The 23595-nt window shown below is 38.9% G+C and carries 16 protein-coding genes; 13 read left to right on the top strand and 3 right to left on the bottom strand.

Annotation, left to right across the window (positions count from 1 at the left end; all coding sequences use genetic code 11):
* Positions 1-137: 137 nt before the first annotated feature.
* A complete protein-coding gene (locus ACFSBH_RS15495; RefSeq protein WP_379598450.1) occupies positions 138-2060 on the bottom strand; it encodes an ABC-F family ATP-binding cassette domain-containing protein in 1923 nt (640 codons plus the stop codon).
* Between the two features lie 257 nt (positions 2061-2317).
* Here ACFSBH_RS15495 and ACFSBH_RS15490 point away from each other — a divergent pair, with 257 nt between their 5' ends.
* Entirely contained in the window at positions 2318-2953 is a 636-nt protein-coding gene (locus tag ACFSBH_RS15490) for a redox-sensing transcriptional repressor Rex (protein WP_251516908.1), read from the top strand.
* Between the two features lie 182 nt (positions 2954-3135).
* Entirely contained in the window at positions 3136-4074 is a 939-nt protein-coding gene (locus tag ACFSBH_RS15485) for a hypothetical protein (protein WP_379598447.1), read from the top strand.
* A gap of 52 nt (positions 4075-4126) precedes the next feature.
* On the opposite strand, the gene ACFSBH_RS15480 is transcribed toward ACFSBH_RS15485, so the two are convergent.
* The gene (locus ACFSBH_RS15480) at positions 4127-4846 is read right to left on the bottom strand and encodes a CPBP family intramembrane glutamic endopeptidase (protein ID WP_251516902.1); all 720 of its coding nucleotides are present in this window, start codon (positions 4844-4846) and stop codon (positions 4127-4129) included.
* Positions 4847-5137: 291 nt separating this feature from the next.
* Between ACFSBH_RS15480 and groES the strand changes: the two genes are divergently transcribed.
* The 6 genes from groES to ACFSBH_RS15450 all read left to right on the top strand — a co-directional run bounded on the left by groES (position 5138) and on the right by ACFSBH_RS15450 (position 13019).
* Complete coding sequence (gene groES, locus ACFSBH_RS15475) at positions 5138-5422, top strand: co-chaperone GroES (RefSeq protein WP_251516900.1); 285 nt, start codon at positions 5138-5140, stop codon at positions 5420-5422.
* 82 nt (positions 5423-5504) lie between these two features.
* The gene (gene groL, locus ACFSBH_RS15470) at positions 5505-7133 is read left to right on the top strand and encodes a chaperonin GroEL (RefSeq protein ID WP_251516898.1); all 1629 of its coding nucleotides are present in this window, start codon (positions 5505-5507) and stop codon (positions 7131-7133) included.
* A 551-nt stretch (positions 7134-7684) separates the two neighbouring features.
* Positions 7685-9103 (top strand): PTS mannitol transporter subunit IIBC, encoded by a 1419-nt coding sequence (locus ACFSBH_RS15465; RefSeq protein WP_251516896.1) that lies wholly within the window; start codon positions 7685-7687, stop codon positions 9101-9103.
* 196 nt (positions 9104-9299) lie between these two features.
* The gene (locus ACFSBH_RS15460; RefSeq protein ID WP_379598444.1) at positions 9300-11423 is read left to right on the top strand and encodes a BglG family transcription antiterminator; all 2124 of its coding nucleotides are present in this window, start codon (positions 9300-9302) and stop codon (positions 11421-11423) included.
* A 2-nt stretch (positions 11424-11425) separates the two neighbouring features.
* Positions 11426-11860 carry a PTS mannitol transporter subunit IIA gene (locus ACFSBH_RS15455; protein ID WP_251516892.1) on the top strand — a complete coding sequence of 145 codons (435 nt, stop codon included), beginning with the start codon at positions 11426-11428 and terminating at the stop codon, positions 11858-11860.
* Between the two features lies 1 nt (position 11861).
* Positions 11862-13019 carry a mannitol-1-phosphate 5-dehydrogenase gene (locus tag ACFSBH_RS15450; RefSeq protein WP_379598442.1) on the top strand — a complete coding sequence of 386 codons (1158 nt, stop codon included), beginning with the start codon at positions 11862-11864 and terminating at the stop codon, positions 13017-13019.
* A 346-nt stretch (positions 13020-13365) separates the two neighbouring features.
* Here the strand turns inward: ACFSBH_RS15450 and ACFSBH_RS15445 are convergent, their stop codons facing one another.
* Positions 13366-14019: a hypothetical protein gene (locus ACFSBH_RS15445; RefSeq protein ID WP_251516887.1), complete on the bottom strand. Its 654-nt coding sequence runs from the start codon at positions 14017-14019 to the stop codon at positions 13366-13368.
* Positions 14020-14500: 481 nt separating this feature from the next.
* Here ACFSBH_RS15445 and ACFSBH_RS15440 point away from each other — a divergent pair, with 481 nt between their 5' ends.
* The 5 genes from ACFSBH_RS15440 to ACFSBH_RS15420 all read left to right on the top strand — a co-directional run bounded on the left by ACFSBH_RS15440 (position 14501) and on the right by ACFSBH_RS15420 (position 23461).
* Positions 14501-18175 carry a S8 family serine peptidase gene (locus ACFSBH_RS15440; RefSeq protein WP_379598439.1) on the top strand — a complete coding sequence of 1225 codons (3675 nt, stop codon included), beginning with the start codon at positions 14501-14503 and terminating at the stop codon, positions 18173-18175.
* A 234-nt stretch (positions 18176-18409) separates the two neighbouring features.
* Positions 18410-19270, top strand: a complete 861-nt coding sequence (locus ACFSBH_RS15435) for a methyl-accepting chemotaxis protein (RefSeq protein ID WP_251516881.1) — start codon at positions 18410-18412, stop codon at positions 19268-19270.
* A 16-nt stretch (positions 19271-19286) separates the two neighbouring features.
* Positions 19287-20744 carry an aldehyde dehydrogenase family protein gene (locus tag ACFSBH_RS15430; RefSeq protein WP_379598437.1) on the top strand — a complete coding sequence of 486 codons (1458 nt, stop codon included), beginning with the start codon at positions 19287-19289 and terminating at the stop codon, positions 20742-20744.
* Between the two features lie 219 nt (positions 20745-20963).
* Positions 20964-21284 (top strand): nuclear transport factor 2 family protein, encoded by a 321-nt coding sequence (locus tag ACFSBH_RS15425; RefSeq protein ID WP_251516877.1) that lies wholly within the window; start codon positions 20964-20966, stop codon positions 21282-21284.
* 152 nt (positions 21285-21436) lie between these two features.
* A complete protein-coding gene (locus ACFSBH_RS15420) occupies positions 21437-23461 on the top strand; it encodes a methyl-accepting chemotaxis protein (RefSeq protein WP_251516875.1) in 2025 nt (674 codons plus the stop codon).
* The last annotated feature ends 134 nt before the right edge of the window (positions 23462-23595 follow it).

The raw sequence follows: 23595 nt of genomic DNA, 5'->3' as shown, positions 1-23595 counted from the left end.
AGTGACCGATGATGATAAATTTTACTCAAAAAAGGATCCAAGCAAAATTTTTTGCTTGGATCCTTTTTAATTACTGTTTTTGGCTAGTTATGTCCCAGCCTCTTTTTTATTACTGATAAATGAAGTTATCCACTCTTTTAATCTTCTTGTAAGTTTGTCCATTCTTCCATGTGGATATTTACCTGCTGTTGCAATTCTTCCACTTGCTTTGTCAATTCCAAAGCTTTTTCGTGATTTTGAAACACTTCGGGTTTCGTCATTTCCTCTTCTAAAGCTGCAATTTCTAATTCCTTTTCTTCTATCAAGGTTTCCAGCTCTGCAATTCTTCTTTCTTTTTTCCTTTTTTCACTTCGAAGTTGCTTTTCCTCCTTATAGCTAAGCCGCTTTTCATCTGTTTGTGGCTTCTGTTCCTTTACTTCAGAAAGTCTCGCCAACTCAGCTTCCTCTTCCAATTTCTCAAGGTAATAATCATAGTCTCCAAGGTATACTTTGATTCCATCTTGACTCATTTCCGCTACTTGATCCGTGATACGGTTGATGAAGTAACGGTCATGGGATACGAATAGGATGGTGCCAGGGTAATCCATTAAAGCAGCTTCCAGCACTTCTTTACTGTCAATATCCAGATGGTTAGTTGGTTCGTCTAAAATGAGTAGATTAGCTTTCTGCATCATCAGCTTGGCTAATGCGAGTCTTGCTTTTTCACCGCCACTCAACTGGTTGACAGGCTTCAGTACATCATCACCGCTAAATAAGAAATTACCTAAAATCGTTCGGATATCCTTTTCCATAACGAGCGGATACTCGTCCCACAGTTCTTGGAGGACAGTTTTATTAGAAGAGAGATCTGCTTGTTCTTGATCATAATAGCCGATCGTCACATTCGTACCAAGTTCAAATGAACCTTTGGCTGCCTGTAATCTCCCCGTAATGACTTTCAATAAACTTGATTTACCGATACCATTTGGACCGATGAGCACCATTCGTTCTCCTCGTGTCAATTTGAGATTCGCATTCTCAAATGTATAGTCGTTCTCGTTCGGATAACGAAGGGCGAGATTCTCAATCGTTAAGACGTCGTTACCACTTCTTCTATCAATATCAAAAGAGAAAGAAGCAGAGGATTCATCACCCAACGGCCTGTTCATCCGTTCCATTTTTTCCAATTGTTTTCGTCTGCTTTGTGCTCGTTTTGTAGTGGAGGCCCGTGCAATATTCCTCTGGATGAAATCTTCCATTCGTTTGATCTCAGTTTGTTGCTTTTCAAATTCCTTCAATTCTCTTTCGTAATCCAAAGCTTTCTGCTGCAAATATTTACTGTAGGAGCCATGGTATTTCTTTGTTCTTTGCCTCGAGACTTCATAAACGATAGTAGCCGTTTTATCTAGGAAATACCTGTCATGGGAGACAACCACAACCGCTCCTGGATAACTATTTAAATACGATTCCAGCCAGCCGAGTGTTTCAATATCTAAGTGGTTGGTCGGCTCATCAAGCAAGAGAAGCTGCGGTTTTTGCAGGAGCAATTTTCCTAATGCAAGCCGGGTTTTCTGTCCGCCACTAAGCTCACTGATTTCAGTATCATAATCAAAGTTACTGAAATTTAATCCATTCAACACTGCTTTAATATCTGACTCATATGTATAACCGCCACCTGATTGAAAGGCATGCTGAAGTTTATCATATTCAGCAAGCAGTTCCTGATTCTCTTCCTCGGTCAGTTTATGGGCATCTTGTAATTTCGCTTCAATTGTCCGTAAATCCTCTTCCTGCTTTCTCAAGTGAGCAAAGACACTGACAAGTTCATTCCAGATTGTTTTCCCAGATTCCAGCTTCATCTGCTGGGACAGATAACCAATTTTTAGCTCCTTTGGCTTAATTAGTTCACCATCATCATATGAAAGCTCTCCGGCCATAATCTTCAGTAGTGTGGATTTTCCAGCACCATTTCTACCGACGATTGCAATCCGGTCGAGATCTTTAACTTCTAATTTTACATTCGATAAGATGCTTTCCGAACCAAAGGATTTGGAAAGGCCATTAATTTGCATCAAAATCATACGTTCACCCCATTGCCTTTATTGTATCACGCATTAACGGACTGTAATACCCCCACCTCTAAACATGAGGGAAATCCAATAGGAGTAGGTGGGGATAAACAGTGCGTATACCTCACTGAATGTAGTTTAACTTTATCGTAAATTGCCGTTATTAGGACACTAACTTGTGAATATCATCACGACAATTGCCAAATTTTCTGGTAGAATAGACGTGTGTCCATATTTTACTATTGCTAAGGATGAAATGAGGCGTAAATATGAAACAAAATAAGATTCCACAGGCTACAGCGAAACGGCTTCCATTATATTATCGATATTTAAATAACTTGAATCAACAAGGAAAAAAGCGTGTTTCTTCTAAAGAACTTTCCGAGGCAATCAAAGTTGATTCTGCTACAATCCGTCGGGACTTTTCTTATTTCGGTGCGCTCGGGAAAAAAGGCTACGGCTATAATGTGGAATACTTGCTTGGATTTTTCCGCAGTACGCTCGACCAGCATGAACTTACAGAAGTTGCTTTAATTGGTGCCGGTAATTTAGGAACAGCATTTTTAAATTATAATTTTACTAGAAATAATAATATTAGAATTACGATGGCATTTGATAGTGATGAAAGTAAGATTGGAACAGAGGTCGGCGGGGTTCCCGTATATGGCATTGATCAATTGGAAGAAAAGCTGGATGATATTACAGTAGCAATTCTTACCGTACCTGTTGCGGAAGCGGATGCAATCACCGAGAAGCTGGTTAATTCAGGAATTAAAGGGATATTAAACTTCACTCCTGTCCGGATTACCGTGCCAAATGATGTGCGAGTGCACCATATTGACTTAACGGTTGAATTACAGGCTCTTGTTTACTTCCTAAAGCATTATCCATTAGACAATCAATAAGATACATATCATGAAACTTCATGTAGTGGGGAGCTTACAGTCCATACATGCTTAATAACAAAAAGGGAAATTTTTCCGTTAAGACATGAAGAAAACGATTGGGCTGTTTTTTCTTTCAATAGAAAGGAACGACAGCCCGTTGGTATATAAAGAAGCGGAAGAGAGAAGTGGGAGTGTGAGTCGTGTTGAAAAGTAGATTATGGGCAGGCATATTTTTTGTATTAACCTGTCTGCTGGTTGCAGGGTGCACCGATGAGGGTGCTGATAAAGAGGAAGTAGAAGCGGAAGTTAGTGATGAAGCAATACTCGCCGTTGTAGAAATGAATGTGGAAAAATTGATGGTAAAAGATTTGGATGGATACATGGAGACCATCCACAGTGAATCTCCAGTTTACGAAACAACAGAAGAAACGATTACGGAATTATTTAATTATACATTGGATATCGAGCTTCAAAACCTGGAGATTAAGGAACAAACAGATAAGGAAGTCATTGTAGCATACACTCAGCGGACTGTGGAAACGGAAGCAGGAGACTTTCAAAACAATGAAACCACTGGTGAACACACGTTGCGTTTGGATGATGGACAATGGAAAATCTACAACTCCGAAGTTATAGCAGTAAACCCCTTACCTCAAGAAGAGCAGGAAATGGAGCAAGAAACTGTTGAAATGGCAGGAGAGTATGCCGCCAAGCTTGAAAGTGTCGCTAAGCCTTTTGATGAGGAAGAATGGATTCTCTCCAGCTATAAAGAAGCTGAAGGTGCAGCAACTGCAGTATATCTTCCAGAGGGCGAGAATTTGGGGAATTATAGTCAAATCATAACATATGATTTTTATGAAGATGGCAATATACATAGTGACTTGGCACATTTTATAGATGTATTTGAGCAAAGTTTAAATGATATGGCTACGGTAGACGTGGAGTTTCAGCGTTTTAATGCGACAGAGACAGAAGTGTCTTATCAGTTTGCTTTAAATGGTGATCCCACTGAACCGGATCAAGAAGAAATCGGCAGGGTTTTCATCTTAGATGATGATATGTATGTTGTCCGTTATACAAAAATGGACAGCAGCATAGAAAACAGAGATGAAGTGGTAGATATGTTAAGAGAAATATAATGTGAAAAGAGCTGTACCTCGATTTTGAGGCACAGCTCTTTTTTATTCGTTCTTATAAGAAGAGAATCGTCTGCATATTTTCCAGTTGTTCTCTCATTTTTTCAATTTCCTCTGGTGATAGTCCGTACTGAGCCAAGACCACCATTGTATTCATTCCAGCATGTACGATAATCGGTACTAGAATTCGCTTCGTCCTTACATAGAGGAAGGCAAATACTAAGCCCATCGCAGTGTACATGAGAAGATGTGAGAAGTCCCAATGAACAGCGGCAAAAATCAGCGCTGATAATAGGGCTGCGAAGATGAAATTCATTCGTTTATAAAGAGTGCCAAATACAATTTTCCTGAATATGATTTCTTCTAAAATTGGAGCAATAATCGCAGGAATTAAAATGAATAAGGCATTGGAACGGACAACCTCCATGATCTGGAATGTATTCTCCGAACCAGGTTCAATTCCTAGAATATAAATTTCAATAGAAGCCGCCAATCCCTGAGCGAAGAATGCGAGAAATACCCCGAGTATCGACCAAAGAATAATTCCACCTGTGGAAGTAGCCTCCCGATGTGCTGGCATCTTCATATCCGGTTTCAGAATCCATAAGATGATGAATAAAGCGGCAATAAAGCTGAAGATAGACCAATAGGTCATGTTTTGCATATAAAGTTCTGGATTATCTGGATGTCTATTAATCATATAAATAGCTACAGGAAAGCTAGAAAGTTGCATGATTAAATAGACGAATATAACGTACCAATATCTTTTCGGCAAGATGAAACGACTCCTTCTCTTGATGGTTTCAAATTATTTTACCATAAAACAGGATAAGGGTCAGAGCATATGACCCATGAATCATACCTTTTCATAAATTGTATGCTTTAACATGAGATTTTATAAACAGGGAAAAACCTTCATAAAAAATATCTCATATAAAAGAAAATTAAATATATACTTTGCTTGCAATTTTTGCAGCTTTTCATTATCATATAAATTGTGATTAGCACTCGCAACCGGTGAGTGCTAACAATAAATAAAACAAATAGAATCAAGGAGGAGTTCTAGATGATTAGACCATTAGGAGATCGCGTTGTTATCGAGCTTGTAGAGCAAGAAGAAACAACAGCAAGCGGGATTGTACTTCCAGACTCTGCAAAAGAAAAACCACAAGAAGGTAAAGTAGTAGCTGTAGGCTCTGGCCGTGTTACTGACAGTGGTGAAAAAATTGCACTAGAAGTAGCTGAAGGAGACCGCATCATTTTCTCTAAATTTGCTGGAACAGAAGTAAAATATGGTGGAAACGAATATTTGATTCTAAGAGAAAGCGACATTTTAGCTGTAATCTCATAATTTAAACTTACCGAATTCGGACAAACATAAACATTTTCATATACTTAAATTTAAAACTAGATTTTAAGGGAGGAATTTAACAATGGCGAAAGATATTAAATTCAGTGAAGACGCACGCCGCGCATTGGCTCGTGGAGTTGATACACTAGCAGATGCAGTTAAAGTTACACTTGGACCTAAAGGACGTAACGTGGTACTAGATAAAAAGTTCGGTGCTCCATTAATCACGAATGACGGGGTAACGATTGCTAAAGAAATCGAATTGGAAGATGCATTCGAAAACATGGGTGCTCAACTAGTATCTGAAGTTGCTTCTAAAACAAACGATGTAGCTGGGGACGGTACAACTACAGCAACAGTTTTAGCACAAGCAATGATCCGTGAAGGATTGAAAAACGTTACTTCTGGTGCAAACCCAATGGGAATCCGCCGTGGTATTGAAAAAGCGGTTGAAACTGCAGTAGAAGAATTACAAAATGTTGCAAAACAAGTTGAAAGCAAAGAATCTATCGCACAAGTTGCAGCTATTTCTGCTAACGATGATGAAGTAGGGGAACTTATTGCTGAAGCGATGGAACGCGTTGGTAAAGACGGCGTTATCACAATCGAAGAATCTAAAGGATTCTCAACTGAGCTTGACGTTGTAGAAGGTATGCAATTTGACCGTGGATATGCTTCTCCATACATGGTTACCGACCAAGATAAAATGGAAGCAGTTCTTGAAGATCCATATATCTTAATCACTGACAAGAAAATCAGCAACATCCAAGAAGTACTACCAGTTCTTGAGCAAGTTGTTCAACAAGGTAAACCATTACTTCTTATCGCTGAAGATGTTGAAGGTGAAGCACTTGCTACATTAGTAGTTAACAAACTTCGCGGAACATTCAACGCTGTTGCGGTTAAAGCTCCAGGATTCGGTGACCGTCGTAAAGCTATGCTTGAAGACATCGCTGTATTAACTGGTGGTGAAGTGATCACTGAAGATTTAGGATTAGATCTGAAGAGTGCTTCTATCGAACAACTAGGTCGCGCTGCTAAAGTTGTTGTAACGAAAGAAAACACAACAATCGTTGAAGGTACTGGTAACCCAGAACAAATCGCAGGCCGTGTGGCACAAATCCGTGCTCAAGTAGAAGAAACTACTTCTGAGTTCGATAAAGAGAAATTACAAGAGCGCCTAGCTAAACTAGCTGGTGGTGTTGCGGTAATTAAAGTTGGTGCTGCAACTGAAACTGAACTAAAAGAACGTAAACTACGTATCGAAGACGCACTGAACTCTACACGTGCAGCTGTAGAAGAAGGTATTGTTGCTGGTGGAGGTACTGCATTAATCGAAGTTTACAAGAAAGTTAGCGAAATCGCACTTGAAGGCGACGAAGCTACAGGACGTAACATCGTTCTACGCGCTATCGAAGAGCCAGTTCGTCAAATCGCTGACAACGCAGGACTTGAAGGTTCCATCATCGTTGAGCGCTTGAAAGGCGAAGAACAAGGAATCGGATATAACGCTGCAACTGGCGAGTGGGTAAACATGATCGAAGCTGGTATCGTAGACCCTGCTAAAGTTACTCGTTCTGCTCTACAAAATGCAGCATCTGTAGCAGCTATGTTCTTGACTACTGAGGCTGTAGTAGCTGACAAGCCAGAAGAAAACGCACCTGCAATGCCTGACATGGGCGGCATGGGTGGAATGGGCGGCATGATGTAATCCAAAAAGTGGAACAGGCTCGTTCAGATGCGCACGCATAAGCAAAACCACGTAAAGTCCCTGAACTTGGGACTTGGAGAGGGATTGCTTATGACGGGAGCATCTAGCCTGTGGAACTAGATTATGCCGTCTGAACCCTTGATATGCTTGGGATTTGGTGTGAGATGAGAGTTAAATGCTAACATTTTGCTAACATTGAGGTTTTTAACGGAGGCTTCTCATGAGTTCATTGAACTTTGAGAGGCTTCTTTTTTCATTTCTTGTATGACATGGAGATATCATCGCTTTATTAAACACCTGAGTTGCTAGGTGTCTAATTGGACATAGATACAGAACTTTCTCTTCATTACATCTTCTCCTATATTCTGCAATTAATTAACCGTTGAATAATGATCATAGAGGACCAAAAAGCCATTTTAAGGAGTCGGCTTTTTGGTCCCTTTTTAATTTTGTCAACAATCCTTTTGCCAAAATGCATTTTTCATTAAATTGAAACATCCTTGTAAACGCTTTAATATTAAACTAGAAAGTTAATTGGAGGGGAAATCTAGATGAATGAATCTGTTAACAATAAACAAGATGTCAAAGTTAGGATACAAAAATTTGGAAGTTATTTAAGCGGAATGGTTATGCCGAATATCGGCGCCTTCATTGCATGGGGCCTGATTACGGCCTTATTTATTCCGACTGGCTGGCTTCCGAATGAAGACTTGGCAAAGCTGGTTGGTCCAATGATCACATTCCTGCTGCCATTATTGATTGGTTATACTGGCGGTAAGATGATTTACGATGTCCGAGGTGGGGTAGTAGGTGCGACAGCTACAATGGGTGTCATCGTCGGTGCGGATATTCCAATGTTCCTGGGCGCAATGATCATGGGACCTATTGGCGGATTAGTAATCAAGAAGTTTGACCAGGCCATCCATGGAAAAGTAAAATCTGGTTTTGAAATGCTTGTCAATAACTTCTCAGCTGGTATTCTTGGCGGCCTATTAACTTTATTGGCGTATAAGGGAATCGGTCCAGTTGTACAAGGAATAAGCAATTTACTTGCAAGTGGCGTTGATGCAATTATCGATGCAAAAATGCTGCCATTGGCTAACGTCTTTATCGAACCAGCAAAAGTTTTATTCTTAAACAATGCAATCAATCACGGTATCTTAAGTCCATTAGCAATTGACCAGGCAGCAGATGCTGGAAAATCAATTCTATTCTTGCTTGAAGCAAACCCAGGACCTGGCTTGGGTATCCTGCTTGCTTTCTGGTTATTTGGAAAGGGAACAGCAAAGCAAACGGCTCCTGGTGCGGTCATCATCCATTTCCTTGGCGGTATCCATGAGATTTACTTCCCGTACATCCTGATGAAGCCTATGCTGATCCTTGCAGCAATTGCGGGTGGTGTGAGCGGAGTGTTAACATTCAATCTTCTTGATGCAGGTTTAGTGGCAGCTCCATCACCAGGAAGTATCTTCGCATTACTTGCGATGACACCAAGAGGCGGTTATTTCGCAACTCTTGCTGGTGTAATCGTAGCAGCAGCAGTTTCATTCGCAGTTGCATCGCTTATCTTGAAAACTAGCAAAGCGACAGAGGAAGATTTGACTGCAGCTGCAGCTAAAATGGAAGAAATGAAAGGCAAGAAGAGCTCTGTTTCATCTGCATTAACAAATGAGCCTGCAGAAGTGAAAGCTGTTGATGTCAATAAAATCGTGTTTGCTTGTGATGCAGGGATGGGTTCAAGTGCGATGGGTGCTGGTATTCTAAGAAATAAAGTCCAAAAAGCAGGACTGGATCAAACAGTCATCAATACTGCGATCAATAATCTTCCAGAGGACGCGGACGTTGTTATTACACATAAAGATTTAACAGATCGTGCGAAAGCAAAGCTTCCCAATGCTACTCATATCTCGGTCGACAACTTCTTGAACAGTCCTAAATATGATGAATTGATCAATTCACTTAAGAAATAAGTTATGCACCCAGCCAGTTATGGCTGGGCTTTAATTTGTTAAATCTTGTCAACAACTATATTGACGAATCCTTATTTATCATTTGTTGTATTAGGGTATTTTGCATTTTATAATAGTGATGTCAGTATGACATTTCAATTCTGTCAACAATCTAGGGGAAGTTGAAATTCATCAGACGGGGGGGGGGGGTGACTTTATGTATATTTCAGCGAGAGAAAGGCAAATTTTAGAAATCTTGCTGACTGAAAAAGAAGAAATGACAGTTAAAGCTCTTGCAGACGAGATTGGTGTAAGTGGAAGGACCGTGCATCGGGATTTGAAAAATATTGAAGATATCCTGATAGAATATGAGCTTACCCTGCTAAAAAAATCAGGAGTTGGCATCCAAATCTCTGGTAGTCCGGAGAAAATACGTCAATTGGAGCTTTTTCTGTTTAACCTTTTTCACACAGAATACACTCCTGACGAACGACAGACGATCATCCTGTGTGAGCTCCTAGAAACAAAAGGCCCAGTAAAGCTGATCGGACTGGCCAATGATTTAAACGTAACGACTGCCACAGTCAGTGCAGACTTATCAAAATTAGAAGACAAGCTGGAATCCTTTGGTTTAAGCCTCATCAGAAAAAGAGGGTATGGTGTCGAGCTTGAGGGGGATGAAGCCGCCAAGAGGAGGGCTATGAGAAATCTGATTTCGGCTTATCTGGATGAATCCGAAATCCTTTCCCTGGCAAGAGAGAATATCCAAAAGCGGTCAACTCAGCAAACCAATACCATATCAGAAAGACTTTTGGGGCTGGTAGAAAGGCAGAAGCTGTTGATCGTTGAAAAAGTAGTGGATTCCATCATCCAGGAGTTGCCTTATGCAATGGCTGACAGTGCTTATATTGGACTGGTTGTCCATCTTGCCCTAGCGATTGAACGAATCCAAAAAGGCGAAGGGATTGCGATTAATAAAGCCTACATGAAAGATCAACAATCTTCAAAAGAATATAAACTTGCCGGAAAGATTGTTATTCAATTGGAGCAAGTTTTTCAAATCGAAATCCCTAGGGCCGAAGTAGCTTATATCACCATGCACCTGAAGGGCGCAAAACTCTGGTATGACAATGAGTATTTAATGGAGGAATCTAGCCTGCGAGTTGCATTAAAGGTAAAACATCTGATTGACCAAATTGAAAAAATGGTTGGAATAGAACTGACGGCGAATCGCTCGTTATTTGAAGGGTTGGTCATGCATTTAAAGCCGGCGATATATCGGCTCAAGCAGGGAATGGGAATCAGCAATCCTTTAACGGGTAAGGTTAAAAAGGATTATCCGGAACTGTTCTCAGTCGTTAAAAAGGCAGCAGAGCAGGTATTCACTGAATATCATGTACCCGATGAGGAAGTTGCCTATCTGGTCATGCATTTTGGCTCAGCAGTCCTCGGGCGGAGAGAGCTGGAGGATTTTAAAACACTTGTCATATGTTCAAGCGGGATTGGGACTTCTAAAATGCTTGTTACCAGACTTAACAAAGAGTTCCCGGAGCTTAAGAATGTCCAAAATGTATCGCTCATGGAGTTCAAAAAGTTGAGGGATTCAGATTACCAGCTTGTCATCTCAACGATTCCAATCCCTGACTATCATAAAGAATATATTATTGTCAGCCCAATGCTGAACAACGATGAAGTAAAAAAAATTCGTTCGTTCATCAATAAACATAAAATCATCAACAGTTCGGAAAAAGGTCTTACTTTTTCCAGCGGTCAACCAGCAAAAACGCGAAATGTGAAAAATTTCATCGAGCAATTAAAAACTGTTCAAGGATATAGTGAAGCGATTGCTATCATCCTCGAGGGTTTTGAACTGGTCAAAATTAGGGAACGGAAAACTATTGATGAAATTCTATATCAGGCTGTTCAACAGCTTGCTCAAAAACAGGCTGTAAACAATATCGATTTGGTGGTAAATGCGCTAAAAAAAAGGGAACGCTTAGGAGGATTCGGTGTTCCAGGTACTGACATGGCCCTTTTTCATGCCCGTTCTCCGGGCGTCATTCAATTAAGCTTTACGATATATTCTTTAGAGAATCCAATTTTGACGACTGGCATGGATGGGTCGACAATGGAAGCCAAATCCCTTCTCCTGATGCTTTCCTCTGAGGAACCAGATGAAAAAGCGTTGGAGGTCCTGAGCCATTTAAGTTCATTGATGATTGAAAGCGAAGAAAATACAGCAGTTTTTCAATCAGGCGATAAAAATCAAATCTTATCCTTTTTATCATCTGAATTTGAAAAATTTTTCACTGAAAAAATAGATCTTCTAAGGAGTGTTTGAAAATGTCATTAATCTTAAATAAAGAAAACATCTTATTAAATAAGTCGCTTAACACAAAAGAAGAAGCAATCAAGCTGACGGGAAGCGTCCTGGTTGAAAGAGGATATGTAGAACCGAGCTATATTGAAAAAATGCTGGAAAGAGAAGAGCTTACATCAACTTATATGGGGAATTTTGTAGCGATTCCGCATGGTACAGAGGATTCAAAGCAATTTGTAAAAGAATCAGGCATTTCGATTATTCAGGTGCCAGAAGGTGTCGATTTCGGTGGGGGAAATATTGTTAAGCTTTTGATCGGCATTGCAGGGAAAAATGATGAGCACCTAAACATCTTATCCAATATTGCGATTGTTTGTTCTGAAGAAGAAAATATTGAAAAGCTTATTTCGGCAAAATCACCAGAAGAAATTTTAGAGATTTTTGAAGGAGAAAGCTAATATGCTTGCAGTACACTTTGGAGCAGGGAATATCGGGCGCGGATTTATCGGGAATTTATTATTTCACTCAGGATATGAGACGGTCTTTGTAGACGTTAATGCTGAGATTGTTCATCTACTTAATGAAAAGAATGAATATAAAGTCGTTCTCGCAGAGCCTGGCCAGCAAGAAGATGTCATTAAAAATGTCAGAGCCATCAACAGTGCGGAGAATCCAGACCAAGTAATCGAGGCAATTGCAAAGGCTGATCTGGTGACGACTGCGATCGGTCCGAATATTCTTCCGTTGATCGCGGGATTGGTAGCAGAGGGATTGCGTAATAGGGCTGATCAGTCTAACAGGCCACTGAACATCATTGCTTGTGAAAATATGATTGGCGGAAGCACTCTTTTAAAAGAGAAAGTATATGAAAAATTAACAAAAGCTGAAATGGCTCAGTTTGACGACCTATTTGGATTCCCGGATTCAGCTGTAGACCGGATTGTACCGAACCAGACGAACGAAGACAAATTGATGGTGAAGGTAGAACCGTTCTATGAATGGGTGGTAGAGGAAACAAAGCTTGTCGGTGAAAAGCCGGACATTCCGGGAATCACGTATGTCCAGGATTTGGTCCCTTATATTGAACGTAAATTGTTCACAGTTAATACAGGCCACGCACTAGCAGCCTATTTTGGTTATTATTACGGTGAAGAATTTATCAACAAGGCAATGGAAAATCCGCAAATTTATGAGCTGGTTGAAGGTGCCCTGAGTGAAAGTGGCGAGTTTCTAGCCAAGAAGTACGGATTCAATGCTGAGGATCATGCTAAATATATTCAAAAGATCCTCCATCGTTTCTCTAATTCGCATATTGTCGATGAAGTGACAAGGGTTGGCCGTTCTCCAATCAGGAAGCTAGGTCCGAATGATCGCCTTGTAAGCCCGGCACGACAGTATTCCGAAGTAATCGGGCAAGAACCTGTCAACCTCCTGAAAGGAGTAGCCGCAGCGTTCTTATACGATTTCCAGGGTGATGAGGAAGCAGTCAAAATCCAGAGCACAATCGAGGGAATTGGGATTGATAAAGCCATCGAAACCTTTACACATATTTCCTCAGAATCAACACTTTTTCAAACCATTATCGAACAGTATAAACTGTTGAAGGAGAATAAATAACACGCCAAACTTAAGGGCGGTTCTTATGTTACATTGATGGTGTAGGCCATTATGCTAGCTGAGGGATATAATCAGACTTTGTTCATTGAGGAATCCGTTGTAGCTTGATTAATAAGATATTTCGATATGAAGCCAATATACAGTGTAAAACCGAAATTTTTAAACGCCGATTATAAAAGTTTGAAACCAAAGTTCTTTTGCAGCATTTCTCGTAAGTAAATTAAAGAAGCTTCCCACAAGTTACAAAACTAGTGGGAAGCTTTTTATTTGTCCGTATGAAAAATTACATTTGGTAATAATCTAATCACCTAAAATAAATATTCATCATTATTAGCACTATTTTTAATTACTCATTCTCTACATTATCTGGAGATGATATTCTTCGTTTCGTTATCTCTTCCCTTGCTTTATTCCCAGTAATCTTACCTTCCTTTAAATTATTGTAATTATCCTTCGTTTCACTACTAATTTCACTATTGAAGTAAGTCTGCAAGTCTTGAATCTGTTGATCGGTAAGATTAATTTCAAGTGCTGCCAGTTCTGCAACAGCCTCATCAACTGTTATATCGCCATTCCAAGTTTTTTCTAAAATTTCTTTTACTAATGTTTTTGCCTCATCATCAACATTCATAAATTGCTCTGTTTTCTTCTCTTTGTTTGAGGGAGAAATTCTTTGTTTCCTTAACTCAAGTGCTTCATCTGATGATAATTTTTCTGCTTTTAGATTTTTAGCAAATTCCTCTAACTTTTTCTTCGTATCAGCATCTAAATTTGCGAGGTATTCATCTTTATCCATGCCTTCGTCTGGGAGTGTAATACCTTGTGCTTTGAGCTCTTCTTTTATCTCTTGAATTCGATCCTTGGAGGAAATGACTTTTGCAGACTGCTCGGAACTATCGTTATCCTGGCTAGTCATCGCAAATATAGAAGTTCCCATACCAGCTACTCCAACTGTTAATACTCCTACGATGGCGTAACTAATTACTTTCCTTTTAAACATTTTCTCACCATCCATTATTATTATTTGGTTCTTACCTCTTTCTTAAATTGTTAAGAAACGTTTTCATTCAATCTTCTATAATGAACAGCTTTTTCATTTTTTAAGTAAATTATTCAACATGTATGAAAAGTATACCAAAGATTCTTAATAAAGAACAAGATGTCCGTCAGAAAAAGAGAAAACCTAAATGTTCTTTATAGAAAACAAATTGTTCGTTATTTTTAGAAAAATATGTTATAATTCTAATATAATGAGAGGACTATACTTTCATTTCATTTTTTTAATCACGTTGTTCTTTATTTAGAACGGAGAGCGGCGTGAGGAAAATAGTATTAAGTCAAAGAAAGACAAGGAGGGAGGAAACTAGATTAAAGCGTTTCTTTTACTAATTGATTATTTTTCATCATCTCAGAATAAAGTAAATTTGATTGTCTTGTAGAATATTTTATCAGTCTATTACCGAGGAGATGGAGGGAATGTATTGGGAAATAAGAAGTTAATCAAATTATTTAGTAGTTTTCTAGCCTTTTTAATGGTTGTTTCGCTTGTCTTTCCTGTATCGGCATCAAGGACAAACGTTGAAACGTTTAAAGAGCAAGTATTTAATGAAGAAAATATGGAATTGAAAGCGGCAATTGTAGAACAACTAGAGAACTCTGAAGGGTTAACGAAGCTTCATAAGGATTTACAGGGCAAATCGGGGAATGAGATGGTTCCAGTCATTATCCACCTCTCAGAAAAACCTGTAGCATTGGAAAAAGGTATACAATCTTTAAAAGGAAAAGTTTTATCCAATTCTAAAATTGACGCAATTCGTGACAAAATAAATAAGCAACACGGACGTGTCGATAGAGAAATGGTATTGAAGGGCATTACCTTTGATAAAGGTTTTTCCTATGACACCGTTCTGAATGGTTTTGCCGCTGAAGTAAAAGCAGATGATCTTGTAAAACTACTTGATATAGCAGAGATCACATTAGTAGAACCAGATACCATTGTTTATGCAACGGATGAAAAGGGTTCAGGTGACGAACCATCTGATCTTCAGAAGGATATAGAGTTTGAAACGCAGATGGACACTAGTATCCCTCATCTAGGAATTGAGGCAGTCTGGGAAGAAGGATATAAAGGAGCAGGGATTAAAGTAGCTGTACTTGATACAGGAATTGATCCTGATCATCCTGAATTCCAAGGGATTTATAAGGGTGGAAAGAACTTTATTGTACACAGTTCTGATTATAGTCGTGAACGTGCAGATGATGATGCCCGTGAAACATCACCAGCAGAACGTCCAGATCATATGCCTGAAGTGAATGCAAGTGGACGTACTTTTTGGACAGACCATGGTACACACGTAGCTGGAACAATTGCTGCTATTGGTGCCAATGAATACGGAATTCAAGGGGTTGCTCCAGAAATTGATTTATATGCTTACCGTGTCCTAGGGGCATATGGAAGTGGAGCGACATCAGGTATTATTTCTGCTGTGGAGCATGCTGTGAATGAAGAAATGGATATTATTAACCTTTCACTTGGTGGAGGCAGCAACTCTGAGAATGATAGTTTAGCGTATGCACTGAATAATGCAATGATGGCAGATGTAGTTGCGGTTGTTTCATCAGGAAACTCAGGACCAAATCGTGCAACAGTGACTACTCCGGGTACATCGCGACTTGGAATTACTGTCGGTAACACGACTAATCCTGAAACACAGCATAGCGCAGTGGTAAGTGTCTCTGTTCCTAGTAATGATTACGGCTACTCTAAAGAATTAAAGTTCATGGGAACAACTTATGGACAGGATTTAGCTGAGCAACTGGACGGAGAATATGAACTTGTTTCGATTCCTGGATTTGGTAGTTTAGCAGACTATGAAGGAATCGATGTGGAAGGAAAAGTTGCCCTCATCTCCCGTGGAGAGCTTCCTTTTGTAGATAAGATCGCAAACGCTAAGGAAAACGGTGCAGTCGCAACAATTATTCATAACTTCTCGGGTGGAACAAATGCACCAGATGTATCAGATGTGTTCTTAGGTGATACATTTAGTTTTATCCCAACCATTGATATGTCGGTAACAGATGGAGAAGCAATCCGCAGTGCGCTTGAAGTAGGTCCGGGAACTGTATCTTTCGCAGAATTCGGTTCAACACGAACTGAAGGCGATGAAATTAACTCATCCAGTTCACGTGGACCATCTACACCGAACTTTGATATTAAACCAGATGTTCTAGCACCTGGAACTAACATTATGTCATCTATTCCAGCGTACAAATGGGACTTCCCAGATGCAAGTTATGAAGAGTCTTATGATCGTTTTACAGGTACATCGATGGCAGCACCACATATTGCTGGAATTGCTGCATTAGTCAAACAAGCTAACCCAGATTGGGATGCATTTGATGTGAAGGTAGCCCTTTCCAATACTGCAACATTACTTGATACAGAAAGATATGATGTATTTGCTCAGGGACCTGGTCGAGTAGATCCTTTTGCAGCAGCATTCCCAAGTGTTCTTGCTTATGCAGAGGATGAAGCTGTACTTGATGCCAGTGGTGAAATCGTGCCAAACATAAAAGGAACGGTCACGTTTGGACCACAAGATCTAAGTGATGAGATTTCGGTTACGAAGCAAATTCGTGTCAAAGATTTAGAAGGAATTGGTGGAGATTTCAGTGTGGAAGTGGAAGAAACGAAACCATTTTCTGATGCATATTTGAGTATTGATAAAGAGTCCTTTACATTAGCTCCAGATGGTGAAGAAGTAATAAACGTAACACTAGTAGCTGGAGGGCAAGATACTCAGGCAGGGGATGAATTCTTAGGATATATCCGTATTAATGGAGGAGAAAATCATATTTCCCTACCATTTGCTGCTGATTTTAGTCCCGAGGAAGATGTTGTTTACGAAGTAAGAGATATGAGTATATCTGAAACAGATTTATCATTCAATGGTGATGGAGTAAATGATCAAGCAAGGCTTGACTTCACTATTACAGGAGATGTTTTAACAAATTATCTTGAAATTTGGAATTTCGAAGATCCATATGGCGGTTATTATGGTGATGGCTATATCGGATACCTACATGCTGGGAATTCCTTAGGTGCTGGATCTTACTATTTAAACATTACTGGTGATTATACACCTTGGGCTCCGCCACAGGAATTGACAACGATTCCAGACGGGGTATATTCCATTGATTATACTGCTCTAGCACCTAATGGTGAAGTGATTGGTGACTGGGTTGGTCCGATTTTTGTTAAGTCGACAACTCCTGATATTTCAGGTGAAGTGACTGAAGACAAAATTACAGGACAAGTTACAGATGATTATCTCCACTATATTGACGTTTTAGCAGAATGGGGATATTCTTACGATCTTAATGAAAAACTGTCAGCATCTTATAAGTTCATAACGGATGGTGCTGAGAGTGAAGTAGACTTCTTGACATTAGAACAAGATGGTTCGTTTGAAATCGAGTTAAATCAAGAAGCAGATAGCGTTATAGTTATAGTAGAAGATGCTGCTGGAAATATTGGTGAGGTTGAAATTGCAATTGAACAAGGCGATGAAGATCCTGAACCGGTTGTAAGTCTATCTGTTAATCCTGAATCAGTTGAACTGGAGGAAGGAGAAGAGGCTTCAGTAGTAGTAACGCAAACTACTACAATTGGTGACGAGTCTACAGAAGAAGATGTGACAGCTCTAGCAGAGTACGAGGTAGCGGATGAATCAATCGTCTCAATAGAAGCTGGAGTAATTACAGGAATTAAAGCTGGTGAAACTACTGTTAAAATCACATATGGTGAAAATGAAGTAGCCTTGGATGTAATAGTAACAGAAGGAGATTCCGAGCCGGATCCTGACGCGGAAGTTAGTTTGGAGGTTTCTGATCCTGTCGTTCTGGTGAACAAAGGGGAGACTAAACAGGTTACCGTCACAGAACTAACTACCATTGATGGTGAAACCACAGAGAGGGATGTGACAGCGGAAGCGAACTACACAGTAGCTGATGACCGTATAGTTGAGGTTCACGAAGGAGTTATATCAGGTAAGAATCGTGGAATCACGGTAATAACCGTTGAATATGGTGAAAATACTGTGGAAATAACAGTTGCGGTAGCTGATAGTAGTGGTCCTCGTCATAGATTACCATAATTAAATAAAAAAGGACGGTTCTCTTAGTTCAATAAAACAAGAGAACCGTCCTTATTTTTTTATGGAATAAAAGAAATCTTCTTTCCACCAAATTCAAATAAAATAGTATGGAATATTATTTAATACATATTTTTATCATAAATGCTTAAATTTACCTATATTAGTCCGATATATATAATGGGCTAAATAAAAATACCTATTTTTGGTAAGTTTACGACAGGAGGACCTAGAGTAATGCAGAATGCCGTAATAGACCAGGATACTCATCCGGTTCTAAAATCCTTTGTTCAAATAGCTCCGTATCTTCAATTACTAGTGAATGATGATATAACAATTGGAGTCTATGATACAGAGAAATTGTTAATCAATATACCCGCAAAAACATTCTCACTTAATGTAACTCCCGGAGATCCATTGCTTGAAGGTGATATTATTACCAATGCAATTCGTGAAAATAAAAATCAAGCAATGACTGTACCAGCTGAGGTATTAGGAGTAGACCTTGTTTCACGTGCAATACCGGTGCATGATGAGCAAGGTAGAGTAATTGGTGGAGTTGGTGTGGGATTAAACGTCGATAAGGCGAACAAACTTTCACAAATAGCCAGCAACTTATCAAGTGTAATTGGTGATGTAACGAATACGGTTCAAGAAATGGCAGAATCGGTTAATGAATTAGCTACGAATATAAGCTATGTTTCTGAAAAGGCAGATGAAGTTACAAGCAGTGTAGACCTTATCGAACAAGTTTCAGCGGTAGTTAAGAATATCGCAGATCAAAGTAATTTACTAGGGTTGAATGCAGCTATTGAATCAGCACGAGCTGGAGAACATGGTAGAGGATTTGGGGTTGTTGCCGATGAGATTAGAAAAATGGCAACTAATTCAAAAGACAATGTACAAGAAATTCAAAATATAACCAGCCAAATTAAAGAAGTAATCGAAGACCTTGGTAAAGATATACAAAAAGTAAATCTTGAATCCACTAGCCAGTCCGCTTCGATTGAAGAATTAACTGCAACAATGGAAGAAATCAATGTAAGTATTCGGAGTTTAGCAGAGTTAGCTAAAGAAAACATAGAGTTAAAAAATTAACGGAGGTTGAATGAATATGAATTTTAAAGAATTAGCTGGTCAATATATTAACGGAGAATGGAAAGACGGTTCCAGTAGTCTAGTAATGGAAAATAAAAATCCATATAATGGTGAAATTATTGCAACGTACAAGGCTGCTAATTTAGAAGATTTGAATGCAGCATATGAATCGGCGCAAAAGGTACAAGAAAAATGGGCAAAAACAAACCCAGTTGTACAAAGAGAAGTCTTTGATAAAGCTGTAGACTATATCAATGAAAATCATGAAGCTATTGTGGATGTCATCATTGATGAAATTGGTGGTACCCGCTTAAAAGCAGAATTTGAGATTGGCTTAGTTACAAACATGATAAAAGAAGCATCAACTTTCCCTATGCGCATGAACGGAACGATTTTACCTTCTCCAATTGACGGTAAGGAGAACCGTGTCTATCGTGTGCCAGTTGGTGTAGTTGGGGTTATTAGTCCATTCAACTTCCCATTTTTCCTATCGATGAAATCTGTTGCACCAGCTTTGGCTACTGGAAATGGTGTTGTTTTGAAGCCGCATGAGCATACAACCATTACTGGTGGTACACTAATTGCTAAGATTTTCGAGAGTGCCGGATTGCCTAAAGGATTGTTAAATGTGATTACTACTGAAATATCCGAGATTGGAGATAACTTTGTTGAACATCCGATTCCACGTGCTATTTCCTTTACAGGATCTACAAAAATAGGAAAACATATCGGAGAAGTTGCTGGAAGAAATCTAAAAGAAGTCCATCTAGAATTAGGCGGTAATAGTGCCTTAGTTGTTTTAGAAGATGCAGATATTGATTTGGCAGTAAGTGCTGGTGTATTCAGTCGCTTCACACACCAAGGACAAATTTGTATGTCAGCTAACCGCATCATTGTTCATGAAGATGTATATGATGAATTTGTGGAAAAGTATATAGAAAAGGTATCTGGCCTGAAGTGTGGTGACCCGAGAGATCCAAACACAATTATTGGACCGGTTATTAATGAACGCCAAGTTAAAACGACTGTGGAATTAATTGAGAAAGGCATTGAAGAAGGTGCAACTCCTTTACTAAGAGGAGAAGTTGTAGGAAATGTAATAGAGCCAGTTGTATTTACTGATGTTACTCCAGAAATGACCATTGCAAATGAGGAGTTCTTTGCCCCGGTTGTATCTATTATGAAAGTAGCGAACGAAGAAGAAATACTAAGTTATGCTAACCAAAGTCCATATGGTTTAAGTGGTGCAATCCATACAAGAGACGTGGAACGTGGTGCAGAACTTGCTAAACGTATGGATACTGGAATGATTCATATCAATGATGGAACAATCAATGATGAACCAAACGTTGCTTTCGGTGGCGTGAAAAATTCAGGAATTGGACGACTAAATGGAGAATGGAGCTTAGATGCATTTACTACAACAAAATGGATCTCCATTCAACATACAAAACGAGCTTATCCATACTCTTAAGATAAATAAATTCCTAATCAAGTAGGATGGTGGACAATATTAGAAGCCACTCAAAAGTCCGTAAAACTTTTGAGTGGCTTCTTTTTATCTTGAAATCCAAAGTATCCCTAGAATATTTAAATCTAGTAAATATTGACATAATGCATCTAGTTTAGTAAGATTACATAGCTATTTATTAATGGTTCTAAATAACTATAAAGGTGATAAGGAGTTAATGGAATGATACTAGAGAATTATATTACGTGCTTAAACAACAGTGATTTTGAGGGTATTGCAAGTTTATTTACAGAGGACTGTCAATTTAATGATGGTGGAGCCCGTACAATTAATGTGGATGATTTGGTTGTAGAAGGAAGAGAAGCATTAAAACAAGCATTTCAATCTGTTTGGGAGAACAATAAAGTTCGCGCTGAAATTGTAAAAGTAAATGCAAATTCTATGGAATACAATGTTTATCTTGGTGACATCAAATTAGAATGCGTTGGATGTGCTACGTTGAAGGATGGACTGATTTCGGAGTATATTGTAAGACCTAGATAATTAAAGTACATAAAAATAAAGGTAACTATTAATGGATAATGTAAGGCTCTTTGTAGAAATATGTGATTGATTTCACTAGTATCTATCTTTACAAAGAGCCTTTTAAATAATTATTTATGGATTTGAAATAGTTTAAGGCAGGTAATGAAGGATTGGCTAAAAAAAATAAAAAAGCAACTAAATTTATAAGTATAAAGCTTAAACTCATTATTTCTTTCTCAGTACTAATTTTATTATTTACTATCAGTTTAGGGGTGTTATCTATTAATATCTCTAGTGATATTGTGATGGATGAAGCAAGGAATACAGTACTATCCGTAGCAAAAGAAGAGGCTAAGTTAGTATCTACAAGACTGGAAGCACAGAGAAAACCATTAAATACACTTGCCTCTCTGGAACAGGTGCAGAGTATGGAATGGGAGGAACAAACATCTTTCCTAAAAGATGTATTAAGGAATACAACTTATATTGATATAGGTATTATGCATATGGATGGGACAGTACGTTACACGAATGGGGATACGGAGAAGTTTGAATTAACCGATTCAATTAGTGCTCCTATTAACGGTGGATCAAACGGAATAGCATTTAGTGTTGATCAGGATCAAGAGGAGCTTATTTTATTACAATCGGTTCCCATTCATGTAAATGGTGAAATAATAGGGGCGATAGTAGGTCGCGAAGATGGAAAATTATTAAGTGAGCTAGTGGCTGATATTGGTTATAAGGAAAATGGATTTGGATATATAACGGATGAACATGGAACGACATTGGCATACCCGGTGTTGGATTATGTTTTCATGGAAATGAATCCAATCGTGGCGGCACAGCAAGATGATACAAATACTTACACAAGTTTAGCTACGATGGTGGAAAAAGTAACAAAGGATGCAACAGGTACAGCTGATTATAATTATGATGGTGTAGATTACATTGCTGGCTTTGATACAATTGAAGGCACAGACTGGTCTTATATTCTCCTTGCTGTGGAGGACGAAGTGTTAGAAGCGATACCAACTTTGCAAAAGACGCTGATTATAACTTCAATCATTATTCTCGTTATTGGATTATTGATTGCGTTTAATATAGGAAGGGTCATTGTAAATCCTATCGTTCAAATTATTAATCATTCAAAAGAGATCACCAAATTAAACCTTACCGAGAATGTGAAGGAAGTATATTTAAAACGAAATGATGAGGTAGGAAGCTTAGCTAGATCGCTTCAAGAATTAACAGAAAGCATGAGGGAGATTGTAAATGAAATAAATGAATCCTCAAGACAACTAGCTGTTTCTTCAGAAGACCTTACTACAACATCAAAAAACTCTTCCACTGTAGCGCTAGAAATATCAAGCACAGTTCAAGAAGTTTCGCATAGTGCTACAGAACAAGCGAAAAATACAGAAGAAGGTTTCAATAAGGCTATATTATTAGGGAAATCTATTGAAATGGTTGACGGATATATCAATGAAGTGAATGATTCTACTGTAGAAGTAGGAGGAATTATTGAGAACGGAATAAAAGAGATGGATTCCTTAAGCAAGATTACTGAAGAAAGCACAGTAACAACTGAAGAAATCTATAAAGTTGTATCAAAAGCAAACGATAGCTCTAAACAAATAGGTGAAGCGAGTAATTTAATTAATTCGATTGCATCCCAAACGAGTCTCTTGTCTCTGGATGCCTCCATTGAGGCTGCAAGAGCAGGTGAAGCAGGTAGTGGGTTCGCGGTAGTGGCTGAAGAAATAAGAAAACTCTCGGAGCAGACGGCTGATGCTACGAAAATCATTGATGAAGTTGTAGCCGAGCTTCAACAAAATACAACGAACTCTGTAGAGTCTATGAATAGAGCAGTTCAAATCTCAAAGGACCAAGCAAATAGTGTAGAAAGAAATAGACAAAAATACGAAATCATTGAACAATCAGTGTCTCATACGAGGGAAACAATGGAGAAATTGAGTCTCTCCGGAAAAGAAATGAATGAAATGCGGGAGCAGATTTTAGAAGTTCTCAACTCCCTATCAGCTATTGCAGAAGAAAATGCCGCATTAACTGAGCAGGCATCGGCATCTATGGATGAACAGACTGCATCTGTAGATGAAGTAGCTGTGGCAAGCAATCATCTGGCTGAGTTGGCTCAGAAGTTACATGAGGTAGTGAAACGGTTTAATGTCTGATAGCTGACTACTTAATGTGAGATTATATATACTATAATTTCAGGGCTTGTCAAATAAAGTGTGTAAGTTCCCATTTATTCAAGGTACTTTAACACCCTATCTTTCAGTTCATCATGAAGAAGAAGCTGGTTCAT

Origin of the sequence: Oceanobacillus luteolus (assembly GCF_042678205.1) — a bacterium.
GTDB classification, from domain to species: domain Bacteria; phylum Bacillota; class Bacilli; order Bacillales; family Amphibacillaceae; genus Oceanobacillus; species Oceanobacillus luteolus.
The sequence above is the reverse complement of the archived record's forward strand: the minus strand, read 5'-3'. Positions and strand labels throughout refer to the sequence as shown.

Bases quoted from the DNA above. Each gene is read 5' to 3' on its own strand.
- ACFSBH_RS15495 (WP_379598450.1), bottom strand. From the start codon at position 2,060: ATGATTTTGATGCAAATTAATGGCCTTTCCAAATCCTTTGGTTCGGAA.
- ACFSBH_RS15490 (WP_251516908.1), top strand. From the start codon at position 2,318: ATGAAACAAAATAAGATTCCACAGGCTACAGCGAAACGGCTTCCATTA.
- groES (WP_251516900.1), top strand. From the start codon at position 5,138: ATGATTAGACCATTAGGAGATCGCGTTGTTATCGAGCTTGTAGAGCAA.
- groL (WP_251516898.1), top strand. From the start codon at position 5,505: ATGGCGAAAGATATTAAATTCAGTGAAGACGCACGCCGCGCATTGGCT.
- ACFSBH_RS15465 (WP_251516896.1), top strand. From the start codon at position 7,685: ATGAATGAATCTGTTAACAATAAACAAGATGTCAAAGTTAGGATACAA.
- ACFSBH_RS15460 (WP_379598444.1), top strand. From the start codon at position 9,300: ATGTATATTTCAGCGAGAGAAAGGCAAATTTTAGAAATCTTGCTGACT.
- ACFSBH_RS15455 (WP_251516892.1), top strand. From the start codon at position 11,426: ATGTCATTAATCTTAAATAAAGAAAACATCTTATTAAATAAGTCGCTT.
- ACFSBH_RS15450 (WP_379598442.1), top strand. From the start codon at position 11,862: ATGCTTGCAGTACACTTTGGAGCAGGGAATATCGGGCGCGGATTTATC.
- ACFSBH_RS15445 (WP_251516887.1), bottom strand. From the start codon at position 14,019: ATGTTTAAAAGGAAAGTAATTAGTTACGCCATCGTAGGAGTATTAACA.
- ACFSBH_RS15435 (WP_251516881.1), top strand. From the start codon at position 18,410: ATGCAGAATGCCGTAATAGACCAGGATACTCATCCGGTTCTAAAATCC.
- ACFSBH_RS15430 (WP_379598437.1), top strand. From the start codon at position 19,287: ATGAATTTTAAAGAATTAGCTGGTCAATATATTAACGGAGAATGGAAA.
- ACFSBH_RS15425 (WP_251516877.1), top strand. From the start codon at position 20,964: ATGATACTAGAGAATTATATTACGTGCTTAAACAACAGTGATTTTGAG.